Consider the following 22139-nt stretch of genomic DNA (forward strand, 5'->3'; position numbering starts at 1 on the left):
AGCATTATTTAGTTATTCGGATTATGACAACCCGTACCGCAATTTTCTAAAACCAAGAGGAGAAATCCAATAATGAACAAACATTTTTATTACTGTCTGCTCTCCGAGGTTTTCAGTCCGGCAATTAAGGTAATGTTAATAAAGCATGTCCGTTTCATACGGGGATGAATCATATCATGGAGGTGCTGCAATTGACCGGCCCTAAATTCGTCGTCTGGTTTCGTAATGATTTTCGTTTTGATGACAATCCCACTGTTTATCAAGCCTTTCGGGAAGCGGAAAAAGCTGATGGAGAGATAATGTTTATCTTTCACCTTCACCCTGATTTCACGTCACAAATTAATCTCAGTAATGATTATTTTTTTCAGACGGTGGAAACTTTTGCCGGACAGTGTAAAGATAATGGAATGAAGCTTCATATTTTAAGCGGATCTGTACAGAAAGCTTTTCAGCTTCTTTTCGACAAGGCCGGGAGTGTACATACAGTTTTTTGCGCAGAAGAATACACGTCTTTTGCAGCGTCACGCGACGAAGAAGCCCGCAGAATTATTGAAAAGAATGATGCCAGCCTCGTACACACCCCGGGGAATTATGTACATCAGCCGCAGGAAATTATTAAAAATGACGGTAGACCCTACAAAGTATATACTCCATATTCACGCCGCTGGATGCAGAAAGAAAAGCCTGACCTTTATTCTTCCTCAGCAGCGGATATTCAAACAAGATATGAGCGCCTGAAAGCACTGGATGAAACAAGCGAACGAGAATGGACCGAAATAATAAAGCGCTGCACAAGACCTTGGAAGCGGCTCGGAGAAGAAGCCGGCAGAAACCGGCTTGAACACTTTTGTCAAAAGGTACTGCCTCACTATCATAAATCCCGCGATCTTCCGGAGAAAGCAGGTACTAGCCGCCTTTCCCCTTTTCTTAGGACAGGAGCACTGTCAGCAAGGCGGGTGTATGAGGCAGCGGACAGCAAAAGAGAAAATCATACTTCTCAGGGACCCGAAGCCTTCATTAAGGAACTCGCCTGGCGTGATTTTTATACGATGATTCTTTATCATTTTCCTGAAGTGGAGACGAAGGAATTTCAGGAAAAATACAGAGGTCTTACCTGGCGTGAAGATAAGGATCTTCTTCAGAAGTGGAAAGAGGGGCGCACCGGGTTTCCTATCGTAGACGCCGGAATGAGACAGTTGAATGAAGTCGGCTGGATGCACAACCGGCTGCGGATGATCACTGCTTCTTTTCTCACGAAAGATTACCAGATGGACTGGCGTATCGGGGAAGCCTACTTCCGGGAAAAGCTGATTGATCATGATCCTGCTTCGAATATTGGCGGATGGCAGTGGGCTTCTTCAGTCGGCACTGATGCCGTCCCCTACTTCCGTGTTTTCAGTCCCGTCCGTCAGGGGGCAAGGTTCGATCCTGAAGGTGCTTTTATTAAAAAATATGTACCCGAATTAAAAAATACAGACAAAAAATACATTCATGAACCACATAAAATGAACGATCAGGAGCAGAAAAAAGCTGAGTGTATTATCGGAAAAGATTATCCTGCCCCAAGTGTCGATCATAAGGAAGAGAGAAAACGTGCCATACGTATGTTTAAGGAGATCGAGGACTGAGAAGAGGATTAAATAAACGTCCTGTCAGTGTTTGATTTAATACAAAGGGCACCTTGAAAATAACGCCTGAAGGAATTTTCATCATCCATTTCACGGTAGATTCATAGAAATGTCCCTGTTAGTGTTTCCTGAGTTTTCAAGGATACCTGCCTCTCTGCAATGAAGTGTTTCCATTGAGAAAAAGCGGATCTCAACAATGGCTGCGCCTATAAAGGACAAAAAAAACGGCAGCATGGCTGCCGGCTGAAAAGTATTATTAACATCACCGATTGCTTAATCAGAGACTGATCATCTTCCTGTTTACCTACTGAGAGCTAGCTTCCCCATACCGGGTATGTAGCGACCGCAGTGACCAGTGTGAAAAAGAGAACAAGCCACACTTTAAAAAAAGACAGTTCCACCGGCTTTTTCTTTTTCTTCCTTGGAAGACTCCGGTACACTTTTTTTCTACGGGGCATATTTTTTCTTGAGGGAAGAGGAGCCATACTCTCTTCATTAACAGATTCATGATCCATACGTTCAGGTATCAACTGCATCATCTCCCTTCCTTGTTCTCTCTATATAATACCACTAATTCCCTTTTATTGCTATATCCTTCCGGGTGATTTATCGGCTGCGGTAACGTATTAACAGTCCCAGCACGGCGTCAATCAGGAAATGTGCTGTAATAACTGTCCATAAGTTTTCAGTCCACATAAAAAGGAAGCCGAGAGAAAAACTCATAACTATAACGAATAAAAATAAAAACCACTTGGATAAATACCTGATATGTATTAATGCAAAAATCAGGGAGGCTGCAACAATTCCGAATTCTGTCTGTAGAACTCCCCGGAAAAGCAGTTCTTCTGAAAAAGCTACGAGCATACTCAGCCCCACAATCTGAACGGCAGGCATTCTCCGAAATATTCTTTCATTTATACCTCCATCATCAAACCATTTTTTAGGAAGCGTGTAATAGCATAAAAATTCGGTCAGGAGGACAAGACCGGCGAACCCTGCTCCTATCAGGGTCGCCTGCCACGTAATATCGATTAGAAAAAACGGCGCAAATACACTTCCCTGAAGAAAAAATGCAAGAATCAGCGCCGCTGTTAAGATCATCGTCTGGGTCATATATAAGTTTGCGTACAGCTCTTTATCCGAGAGTTTATGAATTATTTCTGCCTGTCTGCTCATACTTCCTCCCTCTGCCTTCCGGAAAAAACAGTTCCTCCAGCCGTCTCTGCCACGATTTTTCTACTTTAGTCCCTGCCTGATAAAACTCATCCGGCCAAACCATGTTACCACACGCTGAACAGCAGGGATCGGGCTTATTAAGAAGATCTTCCTTAAAAAATGAAAGGATTTCTTTTCTTAAACAGCTGTGTGACTGCACGTACTTCTGCATGGAGGTCAGCTGGCGGTATTTTTCCATCCGGCGGCTTTCATACCGTTTCTCCAGTTTTCTGCATAATTCCCGCGTGTTATCCAAATAAACAATTTTACCTTCTTTCACGAGCCCTTCTTTTTCAAGATGGGCTTTGATCATACGAAATAATGTATCGGAAACTTCTGTATAACAACGTATATCTTCCAGCTTTCTCCCATGCATTGCCGGGTTAAGGACAAATTTCCCGAGCCAGCCTTCTTCAGGGAACTCTGCTTCAATAAAGGCAAGAGGGAGATGCATATCTTCCTCCGAATAGAAAAGTACCGCCTTGCTCGGTTTACCATCTCTGCCTGCCCGGCCTATTTCCTGCACGTAGTGTTCAATGGAAGCAGGCATCTGCATATGAAGGACAGCCCTTACATCCGGCTTATTAATTCCCATCCCAAAGGCGTTCGTAGCAGTCAGCACATCCAGCTCATTGTTGATAAACTGGGTTTGTATCAAATTACGCTCCTCTGCAGACATGCCGCCGTGATAAGCTGCTGATTCTGAGAATCCTATCTTCCCGGCGAGCATTTCTGCCGCTGAACGCGTACCGGTGTAAACGATACACGGTTTTGGCAGCTGTTCAATTTCTGCGAGCAGAGCATCCAGCTTTTCCTCCCGGGATGATGCGTGCCGCACTTCCAGATAGATATTAGGCCTGTCTATCGATTGTTCCAAAATAAACGCATCTTCCATATTAAGCTGTTTTAAAATGTCTTTTTTAACTTCTTTTGTAGCCGTTGCCGTTAATGCAAGTACGGGAGGCGATTGAAGTTTTTTAATCCTGCTGCCAAGATCCTGATAGTCCGGACGAAATTCATGGCCCCACTGTGAAATACAGTGCGCTTCGTCCACGACGAATAAAGAAATGCTGCGTTTTGCTAAAAGGTTTTGAACAAACGTGGAGGAGAGCATTTCCGGTGATAAATACAGGAGATTCCACTGATCGAATTTGTCTGCTACTTCCATGCGTTCTTGAAAGGACTGCATACTTGTAAGCTGGGCAGCCCTTCTCTCTCCCTGACTTTTAAGCTGGGTCACCTGATCATTCATTAAAGATACGAGTGGGGAAATAACTATTACGAGTCCTTCCATTATTTTTGAAGGGAGATAATAACATAAAGTTTTTCCACTTCCGGTCGGAAGCATTGCAAACACATTTTTTCCATCGAGAACCTTTTCAATTATCTCCCGCTGACCAGGACGAAAAGAATGATAGCCCATTTTTTTTAATAAATTATCCACTGTCCCTCTCCCCTTGTTTATTCTTATGCAGAAGTGCCAGCGCCAGCCTTATGTGAAAGTAGCTGACTTTCTTTCCAAGAGATTCTCTTATATCTTTCAGTTTTCGTTCTCCCGAATGCTTCTCTACAGCTTCAAAAATATTAGCAAGAATGGTTGAACTGATAAACCTTTCGTACTCAAACGACGGGTCGTGCATTGCCAGTTCCACGAGGTGGTCTTCTATCGTGCTTTCTTTCAGTTTTCTAAATCGGGCGGTTTCCTGAAGACTTCTTCCCTCTTTTACTGCTTTTCCTGTTATGGCAGCTGAAGCGGTTACCTGTGAGGCAGCTTCTTTAACAGGAAAAAGACCATACAGCTCTGCCGGACTGCTTTCAAGATCCTCAAGCATCTGGTGAATAATACTTCGAAATTCCAGGTAAGTAAGAACTACCGGTGCGTTTTGATTTTCTAACTGAAAAAACGTTCGGCCCGTATAATTGTAACCGCTCAGTCTTGCCATAAAGAGCTCGGCCCTCTCTTCACCGGCTTCTTTCAGATGAATGTTGAGAAAATGAAAGAGTTCTTCAGCGAGATTATTTGAGTTATTCTGCCGAAGTATATTTTTTACGTAATATTTCACCTCATACGGGGCATACACAGGAAGATAGGAGCTGTTTTTGTACTGTTTATGACTGACAGCCTGAGTAAGGAGAGACAATCTCTGCCAGAAAATTTCCGCTTCATTATCCCACTCCCATTTCCGCCCATTAAATTGAAGATTATGCATGATTTCCCGGTGTTTATTCAAATAATTATATCCCTTTTCCGTCAAAAAGGCTGATTTGTTTTCTGTATGCACCATGTTATGTACGTACAGCTGTTCTTCTACTTTCCGAAGCCTGCTGTAAGGGACATGTTTGAGGGCGGCCGCCCATTTATCACATTGGAAAAGGCCAATATCCTGAATTGTCTGGGATGAGCGTTTCCCCTTCAAAAGGTGAAGCGGTCCGCTTACTGTTCTTACTCCATTCATTTTACTGAGGACCTCAAGAAACAGCACCTCCATATATTTCCCTCCTTTCTTTTTAAAGTCCCGTACTTCACATCTCCTGAGACTGCTGTTTTCAAGTAAAACGATACTGACAGAAGATCGAAACCTTTTATAAATAATACAATACTTTAAATGAATTATTTCCTGTTTTTTCTGCAGCATCTATTATAAGCTACAAACGTTTGTATTCACAGCATATATGTTTTCCTGTTGAAAAGTACAGAAAGAACCTATACAATTGTAAAGCGTAGATTACTTACACTTGTTCGATCGTGCAGACTGGATTTTCAACTTATGTTAAGCTTTACTTAATGCACCGGTACTGCAGAATCACTTAATTACTTGGGAGGTTATATAAATGGCAAAATTTACGATTGTTGATAAAGATACATGCATCGCGTGTGGAGCGTGTGGAGCAGCAGCACCTGATATTTATGATTATGATGACGAAGGCATTGCCTACGTTATTCTTGACGATAACGCCGGTACAGAAGCCGTTCCGGAAGATCTTTACGAGGATCTGGAAGATGCCTTCGACGGCTGTCCTACCGACTCGATTAAAATCGCCGAAGAACCATTTAACGGCGACCCGCTGAAATTCGAATAGAAAATGTGAACCGCGGCTTTGACAGCTGCGGTTTTTTATTTTCTCGTCTTTTAATTACGGCATCTGAAGCTTCTCTGTGAACTTTGCAGCGTATCCTTAACAGGCCGGTACAAATTTTCATTATTTTGTACACAATGCTGGCTTAAAAGCGGAAGATTTTCTATAGTGAAACGCTCCTGAACGAATGAAATCGCTTTATTTGTCAGACTTTTCCGTCCTCACCTCAAAAACTAATGTTTTTTTGCAATGTACGTGCAAATCTTCTGAATTTCATGTTAATATGAGTAAATCACAGAATGAGAAAAGGTGGAGATTATCGCATGGTACAAGTAGAAAATCCTGTGCAGCAGCAAAAGGGGACCTATACAGTTCTTGTTTCCGATAACATGAGTGAAGACGGCCTTAAACCGATCCTTGAAAGTTCGGCTACTCACGTCATCCGGGAAAATATCCATGAAACGCAGGTTCCCCTGGAAACGATCGATGCTTTATTGATCCGGAGCGCTACCACCGTTGATTCGGAAGTACTTAAAAAACTTCCGAACCTGAAGATTATCGGCCGGGCCGGTGTTGGTGTGGACAACGTTGATCTCAATGCTGCGACGGCCCACGGAGTCGTAGTTATTAACGCTCCTGACGGAAATACGATTTCAACAGCTGAACATACTTTTGCAATGCTCGCATCCCTCGTTCGGAACATTCCTCAGGCTAATCAGTCTATGAGGGAAGGGCGCTGGGACCGGAAGCTTTACCAGGGCTCCGAACTGCGCGGCAAAACACTCGGCATCGTCGGTTTTGGAAGAATCGGTGCAGAAATTGCCCAGCGTGCCAGAGCCTTCCGGATGAATGTACTTGCTTTTGACCCTTTCCTTACCCAGAGCCGGGCTGAAAAAAATCACGTAAAAGCTGTAACGCTTGATGAAATTCTTAAGGAGAGCGATGTCATTACAGTTCATACTCCTTTAACGAAAGAAACGAAGGGGCTTTTAAACAATGAAACGTTGAAAAAAACGAAAAAAGGCGTTTTCATATTAAACTGCGCCCGTGGTGGAATCATTGATGAGGAAGCTTTATATGATGCCATCGTTTCCGGTCATGTAAAAGGTGCCGGAATAGACGTATTTGAAGAGGAACCTGCTGTGGATCACCCGCTTACAAAGCTGCCGGAAGTAATTACTACTCCGCACATTGCTGCCTCCACTTCTGAGGCCCAGCAGAATGTAGCAGAGTCTGTTTCTCAGGAAGTACTCGATTATTTGACAGGGAGTCCTGCCCCCCATGCCCTGAACCTTCCGTATCTGGATCAGGATTCTTTTGAAAAATTTTCACCTTTTACACAACTGACAAAAACACTCGGGGACACGGCTTCCCAGCTGTTCCGGGAACCTGTAAAGCAGATTGAAATCAGTTACGCAGGTGAAATATCCGATCAGGAAACCGGCCTGTTCAACAGAAGTTTTCTTGCCGGATTTTTCAGGCACCGTATCGATGATTATGTTAATGAGGTAAATGCCTCTCTTGTAGCGAAAGAACGTGACGTGGAAGTTTCGGAACGTCATGAAAGTGAGTCTCAGGGTTATGCCAATTTTGTTAAGGCGATCGTTCAGGGAGAAAACAGCGCTATTCATATTCATGGCACGTACAGCAAAGAATTCGGAGCGAGAATTGTGAAGATTAATGGATTCCAGCTCGACTTTCAGCCGGCCCGGCATACTCTTTATGTCAGACACAATGACCGCCCGGGTGTGATCGGTAAAGTCGGTCAGCTCCTTGGCACACACGATGTAAATATTGCAACGATGCAGGTGGGACGAAAGCAGGAAGGCGGCGAAGCAATTATGCTGCTTGCAACAGACAAGGAGTGCAGTGAAGAAGTACTTCAGTCTTTTGTTGAAATTGAGGAAATAAATTCCGTATCTGCTATCGAACTATAAGCTTCTGTATAAAATGCGGCTGAAAAACGGCTGCTTATAAGTCAAAGTAAGTTTCGACGTACTCTGAAGGCTGTTCCGTTTCTTTTTCGGGACAGCCTCTTCTTTTTGAGGTCGTTTCATGCCGGCTATTTTTCACCTATCATTTAACTATCTACCACCTGTCCCAGACGGCCGACTGATCAGCTCCTTCTGTTTTCCATGTCGTCATTTTTACAAAGAGTCTTCCTCTTTCAAGCAGCTTCTTCGGAGGTTTTCTTCAGAGCCGGACCAGCTCTACGTACACTTAACTGTATAATCACAATTTCTTTTTATAAAGCTGCCCTGAAAATAAAAATGAATGTCTGCTTTCATACTTCTTTTATATTTTTAAAAATAGTGGAATGTATAGAAATCTTTTTCGGCATAATGCCTGTCACGACAGGCATCCTACACAGTTTTATAGATTTAGAAAATTGATAATTTCACACATTTTGTGATAAAGTGGGTACAGTCAGGGATATATAATAGAAAGGTTGATTACTCTAATGAAAAAAATGTCTAAAAATGGTCTGCTTACATTGTCACTCACTACACTTCTTGTTGCTGCAGCATGCGGCAATGAAAATAATGGAAATGACAATGCTAATACAGAAGAAAATAACGCTGAAACCGAAAATAATACCGAAGTAAATGAATCGGAAAATAACACCGAAACGGAAATGAACGATGATACAGAAACGAACGATGAAGCAACGGAAGATGGAGATCCGGAAGAAGCAATGGAATTCATGGATCAGGATCCGGAAGAACCAGTTGCTGTCGTAAATGGAGAAGAAATAACAAGCGGTGAATTACAGGGACAGCTTGCTCAGTTTGAAACTATGTTTGCCCAGCAGGAAATGGAAGATGAAGAAACAGCAATGATGATGATGCAGTTTCAGCAGCAGTTCCTTGATCAGCTGATTAACCAGACAATTCTTGCTCAGGAAGCAGAAGAAGAGGGTTTCGAAGCAGATGAAGAAGAAGTGGAAGAAGAAATTGAAGAAATCCGTGCCCAGTTTGAAACAGAAGAGCAGTTTGAAGAAGCATTGGATTCTCAAGGTTATTCAGAGGAAGACCTGGAAGAGGAAATTCGCCAGGTATCAGTAGTGGAACAGCTTCTTTCAATGGAACACCTTGATGAAGGGGAATACGAAGTAGAAGAAGATGAAGTCCGGGAATATTATGAAATGGCTGCCGCCAATGATCCGGAAATGGCTGATTCAGAATTTGAAGATGTCCAGGAAGATCTGGAAGAGCAGCTTAGACAAAATCAGTATATAGAAGATCTCCGGGACAGCGCGGACGTCGAAATACTGCTGTAGTTTAAATGAAAAAAAGAGCGTCCCCAGCCACGATGCGGGGACGCTCTTTTTCAGCTTGTTGGTTAAGGTTATCACGATAGAATAATTATTTTATCCTCCGGACACCTCCTGCACCTCACCGCAGCTTAAAACCTGCTTAACAATCGATCCGGAGAGGATTTTAGATGGTATTTCTCTTCTGAATACCATTATTTGAATTCGTTTTTTCCCCGGGCATACAAAATATCTTCAAACCCGGTACGTGCATTCACTGCCCGGGCGGCTGCAAAGAAAAAATCAGATATTCTGTTTAAGTAAGGAAGTGCTGCAGGTGGCAGCGGATCGTCATCATCGATTCCGCTTGCCAGTCTTTCCGCCCTTCTGGCAACCGTGCGGCAAACATGCAGATGAGCGGCTCCTTCATGACCACCTGGAAGAATAAAGGTGTTTATTGGAGGTGATTCATCCCAGTATGCATCAATTCGTAATTCCAGTCTTTCCACCGATTCAGTATTCAGTGCCCATTCTGTCTTTCCACTTACATTGGCAAGATCTCCACCAAGATCAAAAAGTTCGTGCTGAATAGTGAGCAGTTCTTCATAAATATCTTTTGTTTTTCCTGATTTTAACGCTACGGAAGCGACCCCGATAAAACTGTTTAATTCATCGACAGTGCCGTAAGCTTCTACCCTTGAATTCGTTTTACGAACCCTCCTGCCGATCAGCTGGGTTTCTCCTTTATCCCCTTTTTTCGTATAAATTTTCATAATCAGCACCTTCTTTCTATTAGTCGGAACCCCGTCCATCCGGAAAGCCGGTTGTATGAAAACTGTCGGGTTCCGCAAAAGGAAGCACGACACTAAACGTTGTGCCTTCCTCCAATTTACTGTGTACAGTAACTTTACCATTATGTGCCTCGACAATGTTTTTTACAATCGCGAGTCCAAGACCAGTTCCTGCCCTTCCTCTCGTCCGTGCTTTGTCCGCTTTATAAAACCTTTCAAATACAAAAGGAAGGTCCTCCTCAGGTATACCTGAACCTGTATCTTTTATATCAATTCTCAGCCCTGCTTCTGTTCCATACACTTTAAAAATGACTTTCCCATGTTCCGGTGTGTGCCTGATAGCGTTATCAATCAAATTAGTTACGACTTGTTCAAGACGGTCCGGATCTGCAAACACCTCTTTAGACGGTGGATTGATATCTCCCTGCAGGTCCACATGCTGTTCACGGGCAATCACCTGGAATTTTCTCAGTATTTTATCTGCAAAACAGGGAATATCAACCTGTTCCCTGGAAAGGCTGAAGTGACCTGCTTCCATTCTTGCTAAATCCAGCAGTTCGTTGACAAGCCTTCCGATCCGAAGTGATTCATCATAAATAACGCGGGCCATTTCTTTTTTTTCTTCTTCCGTTTCAGCAATACCGTCCACAATTGCTTCGCTGTAGCCCTGGAGCAGAGAGATTGGCGTGCGCAGTTCATGGGAAACGTTGGCGATGAAGTCTTTTCGCAGTTTATCGTGCTGGCGCTCTTCCGTCATATCACGCAGAACTGCGACGGCTCCGCGGATTGCTTCATTGTCATAAAGCGGAGTCATTAATATTACCCAGGTTCTTCCCTGAATAACGATCTCATCAACGACTTCTTCTTCGTCAGAAACGACTTGATCAAAAAGCTCTTTCAAATGAAATGGTTCTTCCCCTCTGGAAACCTGTTCTTCATATCTCCAGGCATCAATAAATTCTCCGGCGGGTGGATTTGTGATTTTCACCTGTCCCCTTTTATCAAACGTCATTACTCCGTCAGCCATGGAACTTAGTATTCTTGAGAGCTGCTCTTTTTCCTGATTCAGTGCATGCAGGTTTGTATTAAGTGCTCTGCGCATCCGATTAAAAGCCATTGCAAGAAGTCCGATTTCGTCTTTTGTCTGAATAGGTATTTTTGTGTCAAAGTTTCCTTTTGCCACTTCAAGTGATGCCGCCCGCATCTGCCTCAGTGGAGCTGTAATCCGGGAGGTCAGGAAAAACGCAAAAACTGTCGTTAGAATAATCGCTATTCCTGCCGAAAAAAAGATAATCTGTTTTGTCTGGTCAGAGGCTTCTTCAATAACATCCAGCGACTGGTATAAGAAAAGAGAACCTTCTTCCCCACCCGCGAAACTTACCGGCATTCCGACAACTATAATTTCCCCGCTGCGCCCTTCCCGGCTGGCATCCGTAAAGTCACCGTGCGTGATTACCGTAGCCTCTTCGTGCAGCACCTCAGAAAGATTTTCATCTTCATAAAACAAAGAAAGGGGTATCGACTCCTCATCTTCCTCTGAAGTATACCAGTAATCATTTTCCCCGATTACAAGCGCCCTTGCCGCATAGGATTCTGAAATAATTTGACTCACATTGACAGCGGCATCCTCTGTGGATTCGTTTTCAAGAAAAGTTACGATGAGATTTGCATGATTCAGCAGTTCTCCTTCCGCCTGCTCAGTATGGAATCTTTCGAAATATTCCATAAGAAGTACAGTCAGTACTAAAAGTACTACTGAAACGAGAAGAAGTATAGTGAACCACAGCTTGCCTACGACACTTCTCCAGAACATCATGCCTGATCCTGGACCTCGAACTTATAACCTACCCCCCAGACTGTCTTAATCATCTCAGCAGCTTTCGGATCCTCATGACTCAGCTTTTCACGGAGTCTTTTAACATGTGTATCGACTGTTCTCAAATCCCCGAAAAATTCATAGTTCCATACGTCTTTTAAAAGCTGCTCCCGTGCAAATACTTTATCAGGTGCCTGGGCAAGGTACAGCAGCAGCTCGTACTCTTTTGGTGTTAAGTTAATAAGACTGCCGTCCACGGTGACCCGGTGGGCTTCATTATCAATAGTAAGATGAGGGAATTCAAACAATTCTTTTGTTTTTGTTTCTGTTTGAAGAAACTTAGTGGAAGACGACCGCCGGAGCAGTGCTTTGACCCGGAGCACTACTTCCCGGGGACTGAAAGGCTTTACGATGTAATCGTCGGTTCCTGCTTCGAATCCCTGGACCCGGTTTACTTCCTCCCCTTTTGCTGTCAGCATAATAATCGGTGTCGCTTTTTGTTTGCGGATTTCTTCACAGACTTCTATTCCATCCATTCCCGGCATCATTAAATCAAGAATTATAAGATCAAAATCCTTATTTAAAGCCATCTCCAATGCTGATTCACCATTTTCAGCATCGTTTACAGTGTACTGCTCTTTTTCAAGGTACATTCTCAGCAGACGCCTGATACGCTCTTCATCATCTACTACAAGAATACTTGTTGATTCTGCATTCATTATTATCCCTCCAGCAAAAGGCTGTCCAATGCATTTATCGGACAGCCTTTTCATTACATATTTATATTGTATCGAAGTTAAGCGTAAGAGTGAAGTCCGGCGATTATCAGGTTTACGAAAATCAGGTTAAACATGATCAAAGCAAACCCTATAACACAGAGCCAGGCACTTTTTTCTCCCTGCCACCCACGTGAAAGACGAAGATGGAGATAAGCTGCATAAAATAAAAACGTGATAAGAGCCCATACTTCTTTTGGATCCCAGCCCCAGAAACGGGTCCAGGCGATCTGTGCCCAGATCATTGCAAAAATCAGTCCTCCAAGAGTGAACACAGGGAAACCGATAGCAATTGCGCGGTAGCTGATTTCATCCACCGTCTGAGGATTTACGTTGCGTACGAGCGGCTGAAGAGCACCGGCTACGGGTTTCCTAAAGCCAAAACGGAGACCCCCGTATAGAAGTAAGCCGCCTAATACGGACCACAACACCGTATTTACGTCATCACTCCGAATGAATTCCGGCATGGAAATAACCGGGTTAAAACCTTGTTCAGAAACGAGTTCTCCTTCATTTGGCCCTACTATAGGAGGCAGGGGATAATCGATTTCTGATGTCTCTCCAAATTCATTGACGTACTCAAATGTTGCCGTATAGTCCGCCGCCCCAAAGCCAATACCGATCATTACATAGGCTACTGTTGCAAGCAGTGTAAACATAATAAACTCTATGCCTTTTACTTTCTTGGAAGCTTTCGTAAAATCAATCATTCTGACGAGGTAAAGGACCCCTGCGGCAAAACCGATTGCAAGAATTCCCTGGCCGATAGCTGTAGTAATGACGTGAATAAACAGCCAGTTGGACTGAAGCGCCGGTATCAGCGGCTGAGCTTCTACAGGAAACATGGAAGCGTAAGCAATAATCAGCATAACAACAGGCATCGTAAACAGCCCGAGATAATTATTTTTGTAAATTGGATAGATTATCACAAAAGCAAGAGACATAGCGATTCCGAGAGCAGTAGTATATTCAAACATATTACTCACCGGAGCGTATCCTACGGCAAGCCATCTGGTCACGAAGTACGCCAGAGCGGAGATAAATCCGCCCACGGCACTGATGTAACCAAACAGACCCGATTTATTCGCCTCTATTCCTCGGCGGTTTTTAAATTTTTTCCCCGTAATTGAGACCGCAAAGAAAATTGTTGCTGCCATATACAGTCCGAATGCGACAAACAGGAGCGTGCTGCTTAACTCAAACATTTTATCGGCTGCCTCCTTCACTCATCTTCGATTTGTCTTCTTCTATTTTCTCTTCTTCATCCAGCTGATCATGAACTTCAGGCAGGTTCGTACCTTCACTGATAAACGCAATATCATTTTTCAGCGCATGCCAGTTTTTATTGGCGTGCCCTGCAACCAGCATCCGGCCGTCTTTCTGCTGAATCCATATTCTCCGGTGATGCCAGTACGATCCCTGGATTAGACCAACCATGAAAATAGATCCCCCAACGATGATTATTGGCAGCGTATGGTCTCTGCGTACAGTTAATCCTGTCACATCCACAAGTTCTACGTCCTGCATACTGATGCGGTGCTCGTGTCCTTCATTTAACGCCTCGTTTACCTGCACTCCGATCATACTGATTTCTCCCGTGTCTGTTTCCGGGTCTGTATCCGGCGGGAAAACTTCAAAGATAATTCGAGGATTATCCGGCACACGGTTCATCGTCATCGGTTCTCCATCATCACTCACGTAGAAATTAGGGAAATACTCGATAATTTCCACCTGATAGCCATTATCATAATCATAATACATCTGCGGATCATTCAGATCCACGTTAAAAACAACCTCTTCCAGCTGATCTTCATCCGCTGTCTCTGATTCCAGGGTAAAAGTAAAATTAGAAAGTTCGTTAATCTTATAATCCACCTGGTAAAGAGAAATACCTTCGAAAGTAAGCGGCTCGTTTACTCTGATCTCATGATCTTTAACATGTTCAAGCTCTGTTTCACTTCCAATACTGCCGCCCTCCGCACGTTTGTAGAGGCTGGCGTTTGTCTGATAGTTGGAAACGACCGGAGCGTCTTCCCGCATTAATGCTTCCTGAAAAATATCCTCGTTCTGATCATCATATAATTCGACGAGAAATTCATTGTTTTCCACAAAATATTCCCCATCTGTTCCGCTGATTACTTCTGTTTCACCTTCCCGGATCCATACATAGTCGTCAAGGTACATTCCTGGGAAAAAGCGGAGCATTCCTCCGATAAGAAAAATAATCAGTCCAATATGATTGACGTACGGTCCCCAGCGGGCGAAGCGTCCTTTTTCCGCCAGCAGATTCCCATTCTCTTCCCGGACTTTATACCGTTTAGACTTCAGTTTATCTTTTACGCTTTCCAGATCGGCATTTGATGAAAGACCTTCTCCATATACCCGCTGCTTTTTCATAAAGGCAGCATGTCTTGTCACCCGCTGTTTTTTTAACGCCCGGTAAAGGGGTACAAACCTGTCGAGGCTTGCTATTACAAGTGAAATTCCGAGTGCTGCAATGAGAAGCATATACCACCAGGAGCTGTACAGGTTATGAAATCCCAGATCGTAGTAAAGCTGTCCGAGTATGCCATACTCCTGTGCATAGTATAAAGAAGGATCCTCTCCCGGCGGAATATACATCTCCTGAGGAAACAGCGTTCCGATGGAAGACGTGACAAGAATCAGCACGATAATCCAGATACCAACTTTTACCGACGAAAAGAAATTCCACACTTTGTCGACGACGGACCGTTTGTAAGTCTGGGAGCGTCTTGCCACCCCTTCATATCTCATGTTGGCGAGCCGGCCGTCTTCTTTCAGCGGTTTTCCGCACGATTCACATAAGTACGTCCCATAAGGATTTTTATGTCCGCATTCACATGTTTCTTTGTTCATACAAATCCCCCATTAATTTTCCGGCACGAGGCTGTCAAGAGCATCAATTACCTGTTCTTCTGTTTTCCCTCCGACTTGACGCTCTTTTACCTCCCCCTGATCGTCAACAAGATATACGGAAGGGAGAACCCCTACACCGTAGGCATTGCCGACCAGCATGTTCCGGTCAATGTACAAATCAAAATCAAGATCATACCGCTGCTGATGCCGTTCCACCTGAAGAGTAGTTTCATCCACATTGATGTTCAGCACCTTCACACCCATTTCTTCGTATTCTTCGTAATGATCGTTCAGCACCTGCATTTTATCGCGGCAGTAGGTACAGTAAGTTGCCCAAAAATTCATATAAACTCCCTGCCCCTGCAGATCAGAAAGTTCAACCCGTTCGCCTTCCATATCCTCCAGAACAAAGTTCGGGGCTTCATCCCCCTGATCCACCAGTCCTCTTTCTTCCGAAAAATGATTATAGAATGTATATCCTATAGCTGCAAGCATAACGAGCAGTATTGTCGTCCGCATCCAGAGACGCTTCTTTTTCATAAGGCATCCCCCTAGAAAATAGGTTTTTTGACTGTTTCCCATTTATCTTATCATTTGTATCCAAAAACTACAGGTATGAATAATGATACTTTATTGAAATTTATGTGACAGAGAGTTCACGCAGTTTTTTTACTTCATGAGGCTTTAACTCCCGGTATTCACCTGCGTTCATTCCCTTTAAATCGAGAATCCCGTAGCGTTCTCTTTTGAGCTTAATTACCGGATGACCGACTGCTTCGAGCATTCTACGTACCTGCCGGTTGCGGCCTTCATGAATCGTGAGTTCAATAATGGCCGTACCTTTTTTATTATCGGTTTTGCGGACTTTTGCGAAGCCGGGAGCTGTTTTGCCGTCTTCCAGCTTCACTCCCCTGTTGAGCTTCTGTACAGCCTGTTTGGACGGAATGCCTTCAACTTTGGCAATGTACGTTTTTTCCACTTTGTATTTCGGATGCATAAGCATGTTGGCGAATTCTCCATCGTTCGTCATTATCAGGACACCTGAAGTATCAAAGTCGAGTCTTCCTACTGGATATATCCGCTGCTCTGCAGGAATAAAGTCCGTAACAACTTTTCTTCCGGACTCATCTTTCACACTTGAAATAACGTTCGAAGGTTTATAAAGCAGGAAGTATACCGGTTCTTCTTTTTCGAGCGGTACCCCGTTAACTATAATTTCATCCTGGTGTATATCGGCTTTAAAACCCAGTTCTGTGACTGTTTCGCCGTTAACTTTGACTTTGCCGCCGGTAATAAGCGTCTCAGCTTTTCTTCTGGACGTAATGCCGGCATTTGCTATAATTTTTTGAAGTCTTTCCATTAAAATCTCTCCTTTATGTTATCATCACGACAACGACTACTGGTGCATACAGCCCCAGTATTATATTGTACCTCGGATTTCGTGTGAAAGAAAGGCTGAAGCTGCAGTGTCCATCCGTCAGTCGGATAGATTAAAACCGTACCAATCAGCGAAGGGAAGGGTGCCTTTTTTGAAAATTATTCTGCTTTTAATAACAGCTGTTTCGGCAGTTTATTTATTTCATGCCTGGCAGATACTCGGCAGCCAGGACAACATGCTTTTTATAGGAGCTGACATTACAGAGGAAAGAGTCGAAGAAGTAAATTCGGAATGGGATAATACAGAAGAACTTCATTTGGAAACAGATGACGGGGAAATTCTCCACGGCTGGATTCAGCATGCGGGCACGACACCTGCCCCACTGCTTATTTATTTCGGAGGTAACGCAGAAGAGGCTTCCGCTGGTATTGAACAATATAATATACCTGAAGACTGGTCTGTTCTTTTCATGAACTACCGCAGCTATGGCAAAAGTTCAGGCGCGCCGGAAGAATCCACTTTATTTGAAGATGCTCTTCTACTTTACGATTATGCTTCTTCTCACGAAAAAGTAAAAGACAGCAGTATTGCAGTTATGGGGAGAAGCATGGGCACAGCGCCTGCAGCTCATACAGCAAGCAGCAGAGATCCCGCCGGCGTCGTACTCATATCTCCTTACGACAGCCGGGAAGCACTTCAGTCCCACCGGTATCCATACCTTCCCATATCTATGTTTATCCGGCACCCTTTTGAAGTAAGCAGCATGGCGGCGCACTCGGAAGCTCCCCTGCTCGGTATTACCGCTTCAGAGGACAGAGTAATTCCCCCGGATCATTCCTATGTAACATTTAATAGCTGGAAAGGAGAGGTACATCAAGTGGAGATCGAAGGTTATGACCACAACTCTCTGCATCAGAGTGGAGAATTTCACGAGGAAATTAAGATTTTTCTTGCACAAATAGAATCTTCTTAAAGATACTTTTTTAATAATTTCAGCAGACTCTGTACAGCGGGGCGTATAATTAACCGTAATTTTATTTCTCCTACGGAAGAGAGACCGAAAGCTTTCTCTATGTCAGGTAGAAAGAGCTCCAGCCGCACTTGTGTTTTAAGAAATCTTTCATAAAGCCTGTATATACCTGTGAGCCATCACTTGAAGAAAGAAGATGCCTGAAAGAGACACCTTCTTTTCGCTTATTAATCAAGTTTTGGATCGTGCTGATAACTGTGTATCCACGATCTTCAGCTTCTGTTTATTTTGAACCTTCGTTTATAAACAGCCTGAAACCAAATTCTCCGGCTGAGTCAGTACGTTGTCACGCCGGATATTTTCTGCAGACGGTAGACCCACTGACGCCAGGCAGAATGAGGGTTTTCGTATTCCTCATAGCCGGCCGTGTACTTATAGGATTCATTATACCAAATCTCCTCGAACCACTCTCTTACTTCGACTGCCGCTTCTGCATCAGGCGGGGACTCCACGTATAAGTTGGTATCCAGATTGTTATTTCTCATGTTTCTGCTGGAAAAGTTGGCGGAGCCGGCGATCATTTTCGCAATGTCTTCAGAATAAACTGCCATCATTTTAGGGTGAAACTGCTCATCAAGCGTGTTGTACCAGCGGATCGTCAACGATCCCCCCGTACTTTCCATTAAATCTTCAGCAACCGGACGATTCGGCATTCCGAAAACTTCAATACCGAAAGCACTTTCGTTCGGATCCAGTATCATATTTATTTCTACACCTCTTAAAGCCGCCTCTTCGATTGATTCAATTATTTCCGGATCGGATATAAAATACACCCCAATCCATACTTCATTATCTGCCTCAGCCTCATCCAGCATTTCCTGCACTCTTTGAAAGTTTGCACCTTCAGTCAGAACCTGGACATCGTAATCCCCTTCTTCTTCCTCAACATGAAAATCCGGAAGACGAACGCCGGAAGAAAAGTTCAAAACCGCCTGTTCAGTCTCATAAATATCTTCCAGTACTTTTCCCGAAACCTGAAAGCCGGTATTGGTATAGTAATAGCTTTCGTCGTGAATATTTGCAGAGGATATAAGTCCGGATTTTTCTGTAAAAAACACTTTGCGGTGATTTGCACGTCCATTCATTAATTTAAGTATAGATCTGGCAGTCATTTCCGGGGCGTCCGGATCAAACGGATTTTCTATCCACCCCGGTCCGCTCTGGCCGAACCATTGAATGAACGCCCGCCATACTCCCGAATAGAGCGGATTGGAATCCTGAAGATTTGTAATATCTGTAATCACTACTTGAATACCTGCTTCTTCCATTTCGTTCAGCAGCTCCGATTCATGGGAATAATAGGAAGTATTAATAGGATCGGTGATAACCGTTATCGGCATTTCCGGATGATACTCTTTTTTATGAATCAGTGCTTCGGCTATTTCTCTGCTTACACCCGGAAATTCGCCTTCAGCCATGTCATTAAACATAAAGACATCCAGGACGATCATTTCTTCTGCCTCTTCAATCCCTTCGATCATTGCAGAAAAAATTTCCTCCTCAAAAATTCTTTCTCCATCATCATTGATTGATCGATTGTAGAGAAATGATACATCCTCCGCTGCGTGCATCTCTCCTTCGTAGGAAGTATTATCAGGAATCGGTTTGAAAAGCCCATACAACGTTGCCGCAAGAACTATCAAAAGAATCAAAGCTGAAATAAGGCGGGTTGGGCTTTTCGTTATTTTCATAGCGTCTGCTCCTCTGCTGTTAAATTATGGATGATGCACTTCTTTTACAGGTAATAATATCTATTATTATATACCCTCAATACGACGCTCATCACTCCTGCAATTCGGAAGCTGTGAATGCTGCAGGCAATCTTCTGATTTACAGGATAAATGGACTTGTTTTATCTTTTTATAGTAGGGAAATAAGAAGCATAATAACTGAAGGAGGATTATTCATGGGTATATTTTCTGATAACTTATTTGCTAATGATCACATCATTGTGACTGGAGCTACCGGAGGGATCGGCTATGTTACGGCTATGGAGCTTTTGAAAACCGGGGCAAAAGTAACTGCCTGCGGCAGGAACGAAGAAAAACTGAATAAATTGATGCAGTCTGCCCACTACCAGTCTGAAGGAAGCCGTATACTTATCGTAGCAGGAGATTTAAATAATCCGGAGGACAGAGAAAAAATCGTCCAGGAAGCGAGAACCCACTTCGGTGAAATAACCGGTCTCGTAAATGCAGCCGGTATAACGGGGGGAGATCTCGTAGAAAACATTGAAGAAAACGAAATTATCCACGTAATGGAAACAAATTTCACTTCACAGGTAATGTTTTCCCAGCTTGTTTACAAAGAAATGAAAAAAGAACGCCGTGGGAATATCGTTAACGTTTCCTCCCTCTCGGGCCTGCGTGGGACGTATGGCAATACAGCATACGCCGGTTCAAAATTTGCGCTTATTGGATTTACACAGTCGTTCGCTCTCGAAGCAATAGAATACGGCATCCGGGTCAACGCTGTCTGCCCGGGATTCGTTGATACAGAAATGGCCAGAAATATACTTGATAAAAAAGCTTTTCGTGCCGGAATTACTTACGATGAACAGCTTGAAGCAGTCCAGAAAGATCTTCCTTCAGGCAGGATTACGACTCCTGAGGAAGTAGCTTCAGCTATTTTATATCTGCTATCCGGAGCATCCGGCAACATTGTAGGCGAATCATTAAAAATATCGGGTGGAAGTGTCATGAGGTAAGAAGTTTTACAGGACTTTCGTCTTTATGCCCTACCTTAATCTCCACAGGTATTTTAAACATGGAGACGAGGACTCAACTGCTGAATGAGAAATGATTCGGCAATTTTTTAACAAAAGAGGCTGTCTCAGAAGGTTCATTGAGACAGCCTGAACAGCACGAGTGGAGCCGTGCTCCATTCCTTATGGGACCTCCCCTTTCAGCCTGATAAATCACTTATCCTCGGCTGCTGCCTTTTGAAATTTCTCAAAAAACAAATCGTAGTCTTCTTCCTCTTTTTCTTCTGCCTGTTCCGGAAACGGCGGGAGATCGTTCAGCGATGATAAACCGAATTGATCAAGAAAATGATTAGTCGTCCCATATAAAATGGCCCGGCCCGTTCCTTCCTGTCTTCCGTTTTGTTCTACGAGACCTTTAGCCTGCAGCGTCCGGAGCGGTCTCTCTGTTTTAACCCCTCTAATTTCTTCAATATCCATTCTGGAAACCGGCTGCCTGTATGCAATAACAGCTAAAGCTTCGAGTGCAGCCTGTGACAGTGCGGCAGATGAAGGTGAACGCACAAGTTTTTTATAAAACTCTGCGTGTTCTTTTTTTGTAGTGAATTTCAGACCTCCAGCCACCTCCTGAATCTGCATTCCTCTTTCGCTTTTTTCATATTCTTTTTTCAATTCTTCTATAAGAGGCTCAAGTTGTTCTTTATCAAGGTCCAGTACTTCCATGAGCTGGTCTTTTTCTGTTCCCTCGTCCCCTGCTACAAACAGCAGACCTTCCAGGACTGCTTTTTTGTTTACTGCTGCCATGGTGTTCCGCCTGCTTTCTGTTTAATTTTTATATCTTTGTAATGTCCGTCCTGCATACAAACAATCCGATCCGCTTTCATTAATTCAAGGAGTGCCAGGAACGTCACAACCATTTCCTGTTTTTCTTTTCTTTCGAAAAGTCGTGAAAACAGCGTTTCCCCCTTAAAGGAATGCAGCCGCAGCAGCACCTCTTCCATCTTTTTTTCAATAGGTATCTCTTCTCTCGCAACCTTCGTTACCCTGTTTGAGTGCTGCTCCTGTTTTTTTCTTTTATTTATCCGGCTGAAAGCCTTCAGCATATCGTAGACTGTCGCCCTGACGTGGGTCTCTCCTTTTTCCCTGGCTTCTTCCATAAGAGGAGTCAGGTCAGAAACCGGCTTCGTGAACAGTTCGCTTCTTTCCATTTCTTTTTCCTTCAGCGATCCGGCTGCTTCTTTAAACTGTTTATATTCTTTCAGTTTATCAAGAAGGTTATCTTTTGTTATTTCTTCTTCTTCGATTAATATTTCTTCGTCCCAGCTATTTTCCTCAATTGGCAGAAGAAGCTGGCTTTTCATGTGAAGCAGTGTGGAAGCCATTACGAGGTATTCACTGGCAACATTAAGCTCCAGCACCTGCATCGCATGAATATATGTCATATACTGATCTGTTATTTCTTTAACAGGAATATCCTGAAGATCCAGATCATTCTTTTGTATCAGGTGCAGCAGAAGATCGAGAGGACCTTCAAATGCATGCAGCTTAACACTGTATCCCATAGTTTCTTCCTCCCTTTACGAGCGCTATTATATC

At 43.6% G+C, this 22139-nt stretch carries 20 protein-coding genes; 6 read left to right on the forward strand and 14 right to left on the reverse strand.

Going from position 1 to position 22139, the window contains the following annotated elements; genetic code table 11:
- The first annotated feature begins 176 nt into the window (after nt 1-176).
- A complete protein-coding gene (locus C6Y45_RS00335; protein WP_160058017.1) occupies nt 177-1628 on the forward strand; it encodes a cryptochrome/photolyase family protein in 1452 nt (483 codons plus the stop codon).
- A gap of 314 nt (nt 1629-1942) precedes the next feature.
- On the opposite strand, the gene C6Y45_RS00340 is transcribed toward C6Y45_RS00335, so the two are convergent.
- From C6Y45_RS00340 to C6Y45_RS00355, 4 genes are all read right to left on the reverse strand, one after another.
- Nucleotides 1943-2164 (reverse strand): hypothetical protein, encoded by a 222-nt coding sequence (locus tag C6Y45_RS00340; RefSeq protein WP_107582809.1) that lies wholly within the window; start codon nt 2162-2164, stop codon nt 1943-1945.
- Nucleotides 2165-2234: 70 nt separating this feature from the next.
- A complete protein-coding gene (locus C6Y45_RS00345; protein ID WP_107582811.1) occupies nt 2235-2804 on the reverse strand; it encodes a CPBP family intramembrane glutamic endopeptidase in 570 nt (189 codons plus the stop codon).
- A complete protein-coding gene (locus C6Y45_RS00350; protein ID WP_107582814.1) occupies nt 2776-4287 on the reverse strand; it encodes a RecQ family ATP-dependent DNA helicase in 1512 nt (503 codons plus the stop codon). The genes C6Y45_RS00345 and C6Y45_RS00350 overlap by 29 nt, the downstream gene beginning before the upstream one ends.
- Nucleotides 4280-5332 carry a YpbB family protein gene (locus C6Y45_RS00355; protein ID WP_160058019.1) on the reverse strand — a complete coding sequence of 351 codons (1053 nt, stop codon included), beginning with the start codon at nt 5330-5332 and terminating at the stop codon, nt 4280-4282. Before C6Y45_RS00355 ends, C6Y45_RS00350 begins: the two co-directional genes overlap by 8 nt.
- Nucleotides 5333-5675: 343 nt before the next feature.
- Here C6Y45_RS00355 and C6Y45_RS00360 point away from each other — a divergent pair, with 343 nt between their 5' ends.
- The 3 genes from C6Y45_RS00360 (at nt 5676) to C6Y45_RS00370 (ending at nt 9201) form a co-directional block, all read left to right on the forward strand.
- Complete coding sequence (locus C6Y45_RS00360) at nt 5676-5924, forward strand: ferredoxin (protein ID WP_107582818.1); 249 nt, start codon at nt 5676-5678, stop codon at nt 5922-5924.
- 320 nt (nt 5925-6244) lie between these two features.
- Entirely contained in the window at nt 6245-7858 is a 1614-nt protein-coding gene (gene serA, locus C6Y45_RS00365) for a phosphoglycerate dehydrogenase (RefSeq protein ID WP_107582820.1), read from the forward strand.
- 524 nt (nt 7859-8382) lie between these two features.
- On the forward strand, nt 8383-9201 hold the full coding sequence (locus tag C6Y45_RS00370; RefSeq protein ID WP_107582822.1) for a SurA N-terminal domain-containing protein: 819 nt from the start codon (nt 8383-8385) through the stop codon (nt 9199-9201).
- Nucleotides 9202-9389: 188 nt separating this feature from the next.
- Here C6Y45_RS00370 and C6Y45_RS00375 read toward each other — a convergent pair whose 3' ends face one another.
- From C6Y45_RS00375 to C6Y45_RS00405, 7 genes are all read right to left on the reverse strand, one after another.
- The gene (locus C6Y45_RS00375) at nt 9390-9947 is read right to left on the reverse strand and encodes a cob(I)yrinic acid a,c-diamide adenosyltransferase (protein WP_107582825.1); all 558 of its coding nucleotides are present in this window, start codon (nt 9945-9947) and stop codon (nt 9390-9392) included.
- Between the two features lie 19 nt (nt 9948-9966).
- A complete protein-coding gene (locus C6Y45_RS00380; protein WP_146159133.1) occupies nt 9967-11781 on the reverse strand; it encodes an ATP-binding protein in 1815 nt (604 codons plus the stop codon).
- Complete coding sequence (locus C6Y45_RS00385) at nt 11778-12500, reverse strand: response regulator transcription factor (RefSeq protein WP_107582829.1); 723 nt, start codon at nt 12498-12500, stop codon at nt 11778-11780. The genes C6Y45_RS00380 and C6Y45_RS00385 overlap by 4 nt, the downstream gene beginning before the upstream one ends.
- A 77-nt stretch (nt 12501-12577) precedes the next feature.
- Nucleotides 12578-13762, reverse strand: a complete 1185-nt coding sequence (gene ccsB / locus C6Y45_RS00390; protein WP_107582831.1) for a c-type cytochrome biogenesis protein CcsB — start codon at nt 13760-13762, stop codon at nt 12578-12580.
- A 1-nt stretch (nt 13763) separates the two neighbouring features.
- Entirely contained in the window at nt 13764-15434 is a 1671-nt protein-coding gene (gene resB / locus C6Y45_RS00395) for a cytochrome c biogenesis protein ResB (RefSeq protein ID WP_107582834.1), read from the reverse strand.
- 12 nt (nt 15435-15446) lie between these two features.
- Nucleotides 15447-15974 carry a thiol-disulfide oxidoreductase ResA gene (gene resA / locus C6Y45_RS00400; protein WP_107582836.1) on the reverse strand — a complete coding sequence of 176 codons (528 nt, stop codon included), beginning with the start codon at nt 15972-15974 and terminating at the stop codon, nt 15447-15449.
- A 100-nt stretch (nt 15975-16074) separates the two neighbouring features.
- Nucleotides 16075-16794, reverse strand: a complete 720-nt coding sequence (locus C6Y45_RS00405; protein ID WP_107582838.1) for a pseudouridine synthase — start codon at nt 16792-16794, stop codon at nt 16075-16077.
- 169 nt (nt 16795-16963) lie between these two features.
- Between C6Y45_RS00405 and C6Y45_RS00410 the strand changes: the two genes are divergently transcribed.
- Nucleotides 16964-17785 carry an alpha/beta hydrolase gene (locus tag C6Y45_RS00410; protein ID WP_107582840.1) on the forward strand — a complete coding sequence of 274 codons (822 nt, stop codon included), beginning with the start codon at nt 16964-16966 and terminating at the stop codon, nt 17783-17785.
- Between the two features lie 332 nt (nt 17786-18117).
- Here the strand turns inward: C6Y45_RS00410 and C6Y45_RS00415 are convergent, their stop codons facing one another.
- On the reverse strand, nt 18118-19533 hold the full coding sequence (locus C6Y45_RS00415; protein WP_107582842.1) for a phospholipase D-like domain-containing protein: 1416 nt from the start codon (nt 19531-19533) through the stop codon (nt 18118-18120).
- 215 nt (nt 19534-19748) lie between these two features.
- Here C6Y45_RS00415 and C6Y45_RS00420 point away from each other — a divergent pair, with 215 nt between their 5' ends.
- Nucleotides 19749-20549 carry an SDR family NAD(P)-dependent oxidoreductase gene (locus tag C6Y45_RS00420; protein WP_107582844.1) on the forward strand — a complete coding sequence of 267 codons (801 nt, stop codon included), beginning with the start codon at nt 19749-19751 and terminating at the stop codon, nt 20547-20549.
- Between the two features lie 210 nt (nt 20550-20759).
- Here the strand turns inward: C6Y45_RS00420 and scpB are convergent, their stop codons facing one another.
- A complete protein-coding gene (gene scpB / locus C6Y45_RS00425) occupies nt 20760-21347 on the reverse strand; it encodes an SMC-Scp complex subunit ScpB (protein WP_107582847.1) in 588 nt (195 codons plus the stop codon).
- Nucleotides 21335-22105, reverse strand: coding sequence for a segregation/condensation protein A (locus tag C6Y45_RS00430; RefSeq protein WP_107582850.1), 771 nt, complete (start codon nt 22103-22105; stop codon nt 21335-21337). Before C6Y45_RS00430 ends, scpB begins: the two co-directional genes overlap by 13 nt.
- Between the last annotated feature and the right edge of the window lie 34 nt (nt 22106-22139).

It is taken from the genome of Alkalicoccus saliphilus (genome assembly GCF_003044065.1).
GTDB lineage: Bacteria > Bacillota > Bacilli > Bacillales > Salisediminibacteriaceae > Alkalicoccus > Alkalicoccus saliphilus.

Bases quoted from the DNA above. Each gene is read 5' to 3' on its own strand.
- C6Y45_RS00415 (WP_107582842.1), bottom strand. From the start codon at position 19,533: ATGAAAATAACGAAAAGCCCAACCCGCCTTATTTCAGCTTTGATTCTT.
- C6Y45_RS00360 (WP_107582818.1), top strand. From the start codon at position 5,676: ATGGCAAAATTTACGATTGTTGATAAAGATACATGCATCGCGTGTGGA.
- C6Y45_RS00420 (WP_107582844.1), top strand. From the start codon at position 19,749: ATGGGTATATTTTCTGATAACTTATTTGCTAATGATCACATCATTGTG.
- C6Y45_RS00385 (WP_107582829.1), bottom strand. From the start codon at position 12,500: ATGAATGCAGAATCAACAAGTATTCTTGTAGTAGATGATGAAGAGCGT.
- C6Y45_RS00355 (WP_160058019.1), bottom strand. From the start codon at position 5,332: ATGGAGGTGCTGTTTCTTGAGGTCCTCAGTAAAATGAATGGAGTAAGA.
- C6Y45_RS00380 (WP_146159133.1), bottom strand. From the start codon at position 11,781: ATGATGTTCTGGAGAAGTGTCGTAGGCAAGCTGTGGTTCACTATACTT.
- C6Y45_RS00375 (WP_107582825.1), bottom strand. From the start codon at position 9,947: ATGAAAATTTATACGAAAAAAGGGGATAAAGGAGAAACCCAGCTGATC.
- serA (WP_107582820.1), top strand. From the start codon at position 6,245: ATGGTACAAGTAGAAAATCCTGTGCAGCAGCAAAAGGGGACCTATACA.
- resB (WP_107582834.1), bottom strand. From the start codon at position 15,434: ATGAACAAAGAAACATGTGAATGCGGACATAAAAATCCTTATGGGACG.
- scpB (WP_107582847.1), bottom strand. From the start codon at position 21,347: ATGGCAGCAGTAAACAAAAAAGCAGTCCTGGAAGGTCTGCTGTTTGTA.
- C6Y45_RS00340 (WP_107582809.1), bottom strand. From the start codon at position 2,164: ATGCAGTTGATACCTGAACGTATGGATCATGAATCTGTTAATGAAGAG.
- C6Y45_RS00430 (WP_107582850.1), bottom strand. From the start codon at position 22,105: ATGGGATACAGTGTTAAGCTGCATGCATTTGAAGGTCCTCTCGATCTT.
- resA (WP_107582836.1), bottom strand. From the start codon at position 15,974: ATGAAAAAGAAGCGTCTCTGGATGCGGACGACAATACTGCTCGTTATG.
- ccsB (WP_107582831.1), bottom strand. From the start codon at position 13,762: ATGTTTGAGTTAAGCAGCACGCTCCTGTTTGTCGCATTCGGACTGTAT.
- C6Y45_RS00345 (WP_107582811.1), bottom strand. From the start codon at position 2,804: ATGAGCAGACAGGCAGAAATAATTCATAAACTCTCGGATAAAGAGCTG.
- C6Y45_RS00370 (WP_107582822.1), top strand. From the start codon at position 8,383: ATGAAAAAAATGTCTAAAAATGGTCTGCTTACATTGTCACTCACTACA.
- C6Y45_RS00405 (WP_107582838.1), bottom strand. From the start codon at position 16,794: ATGGAAAGACTTCAAAAAATTATAGCAAATGCCGGCATTACGTCCAGA.
- C6Y45_RS00335 (WP_160058017.1), top strand. From the start codon at position 177: ATGGAGGTGCTGCAATTGACCGGCCCTAAATTCGTCGTCTGGTTTCGT.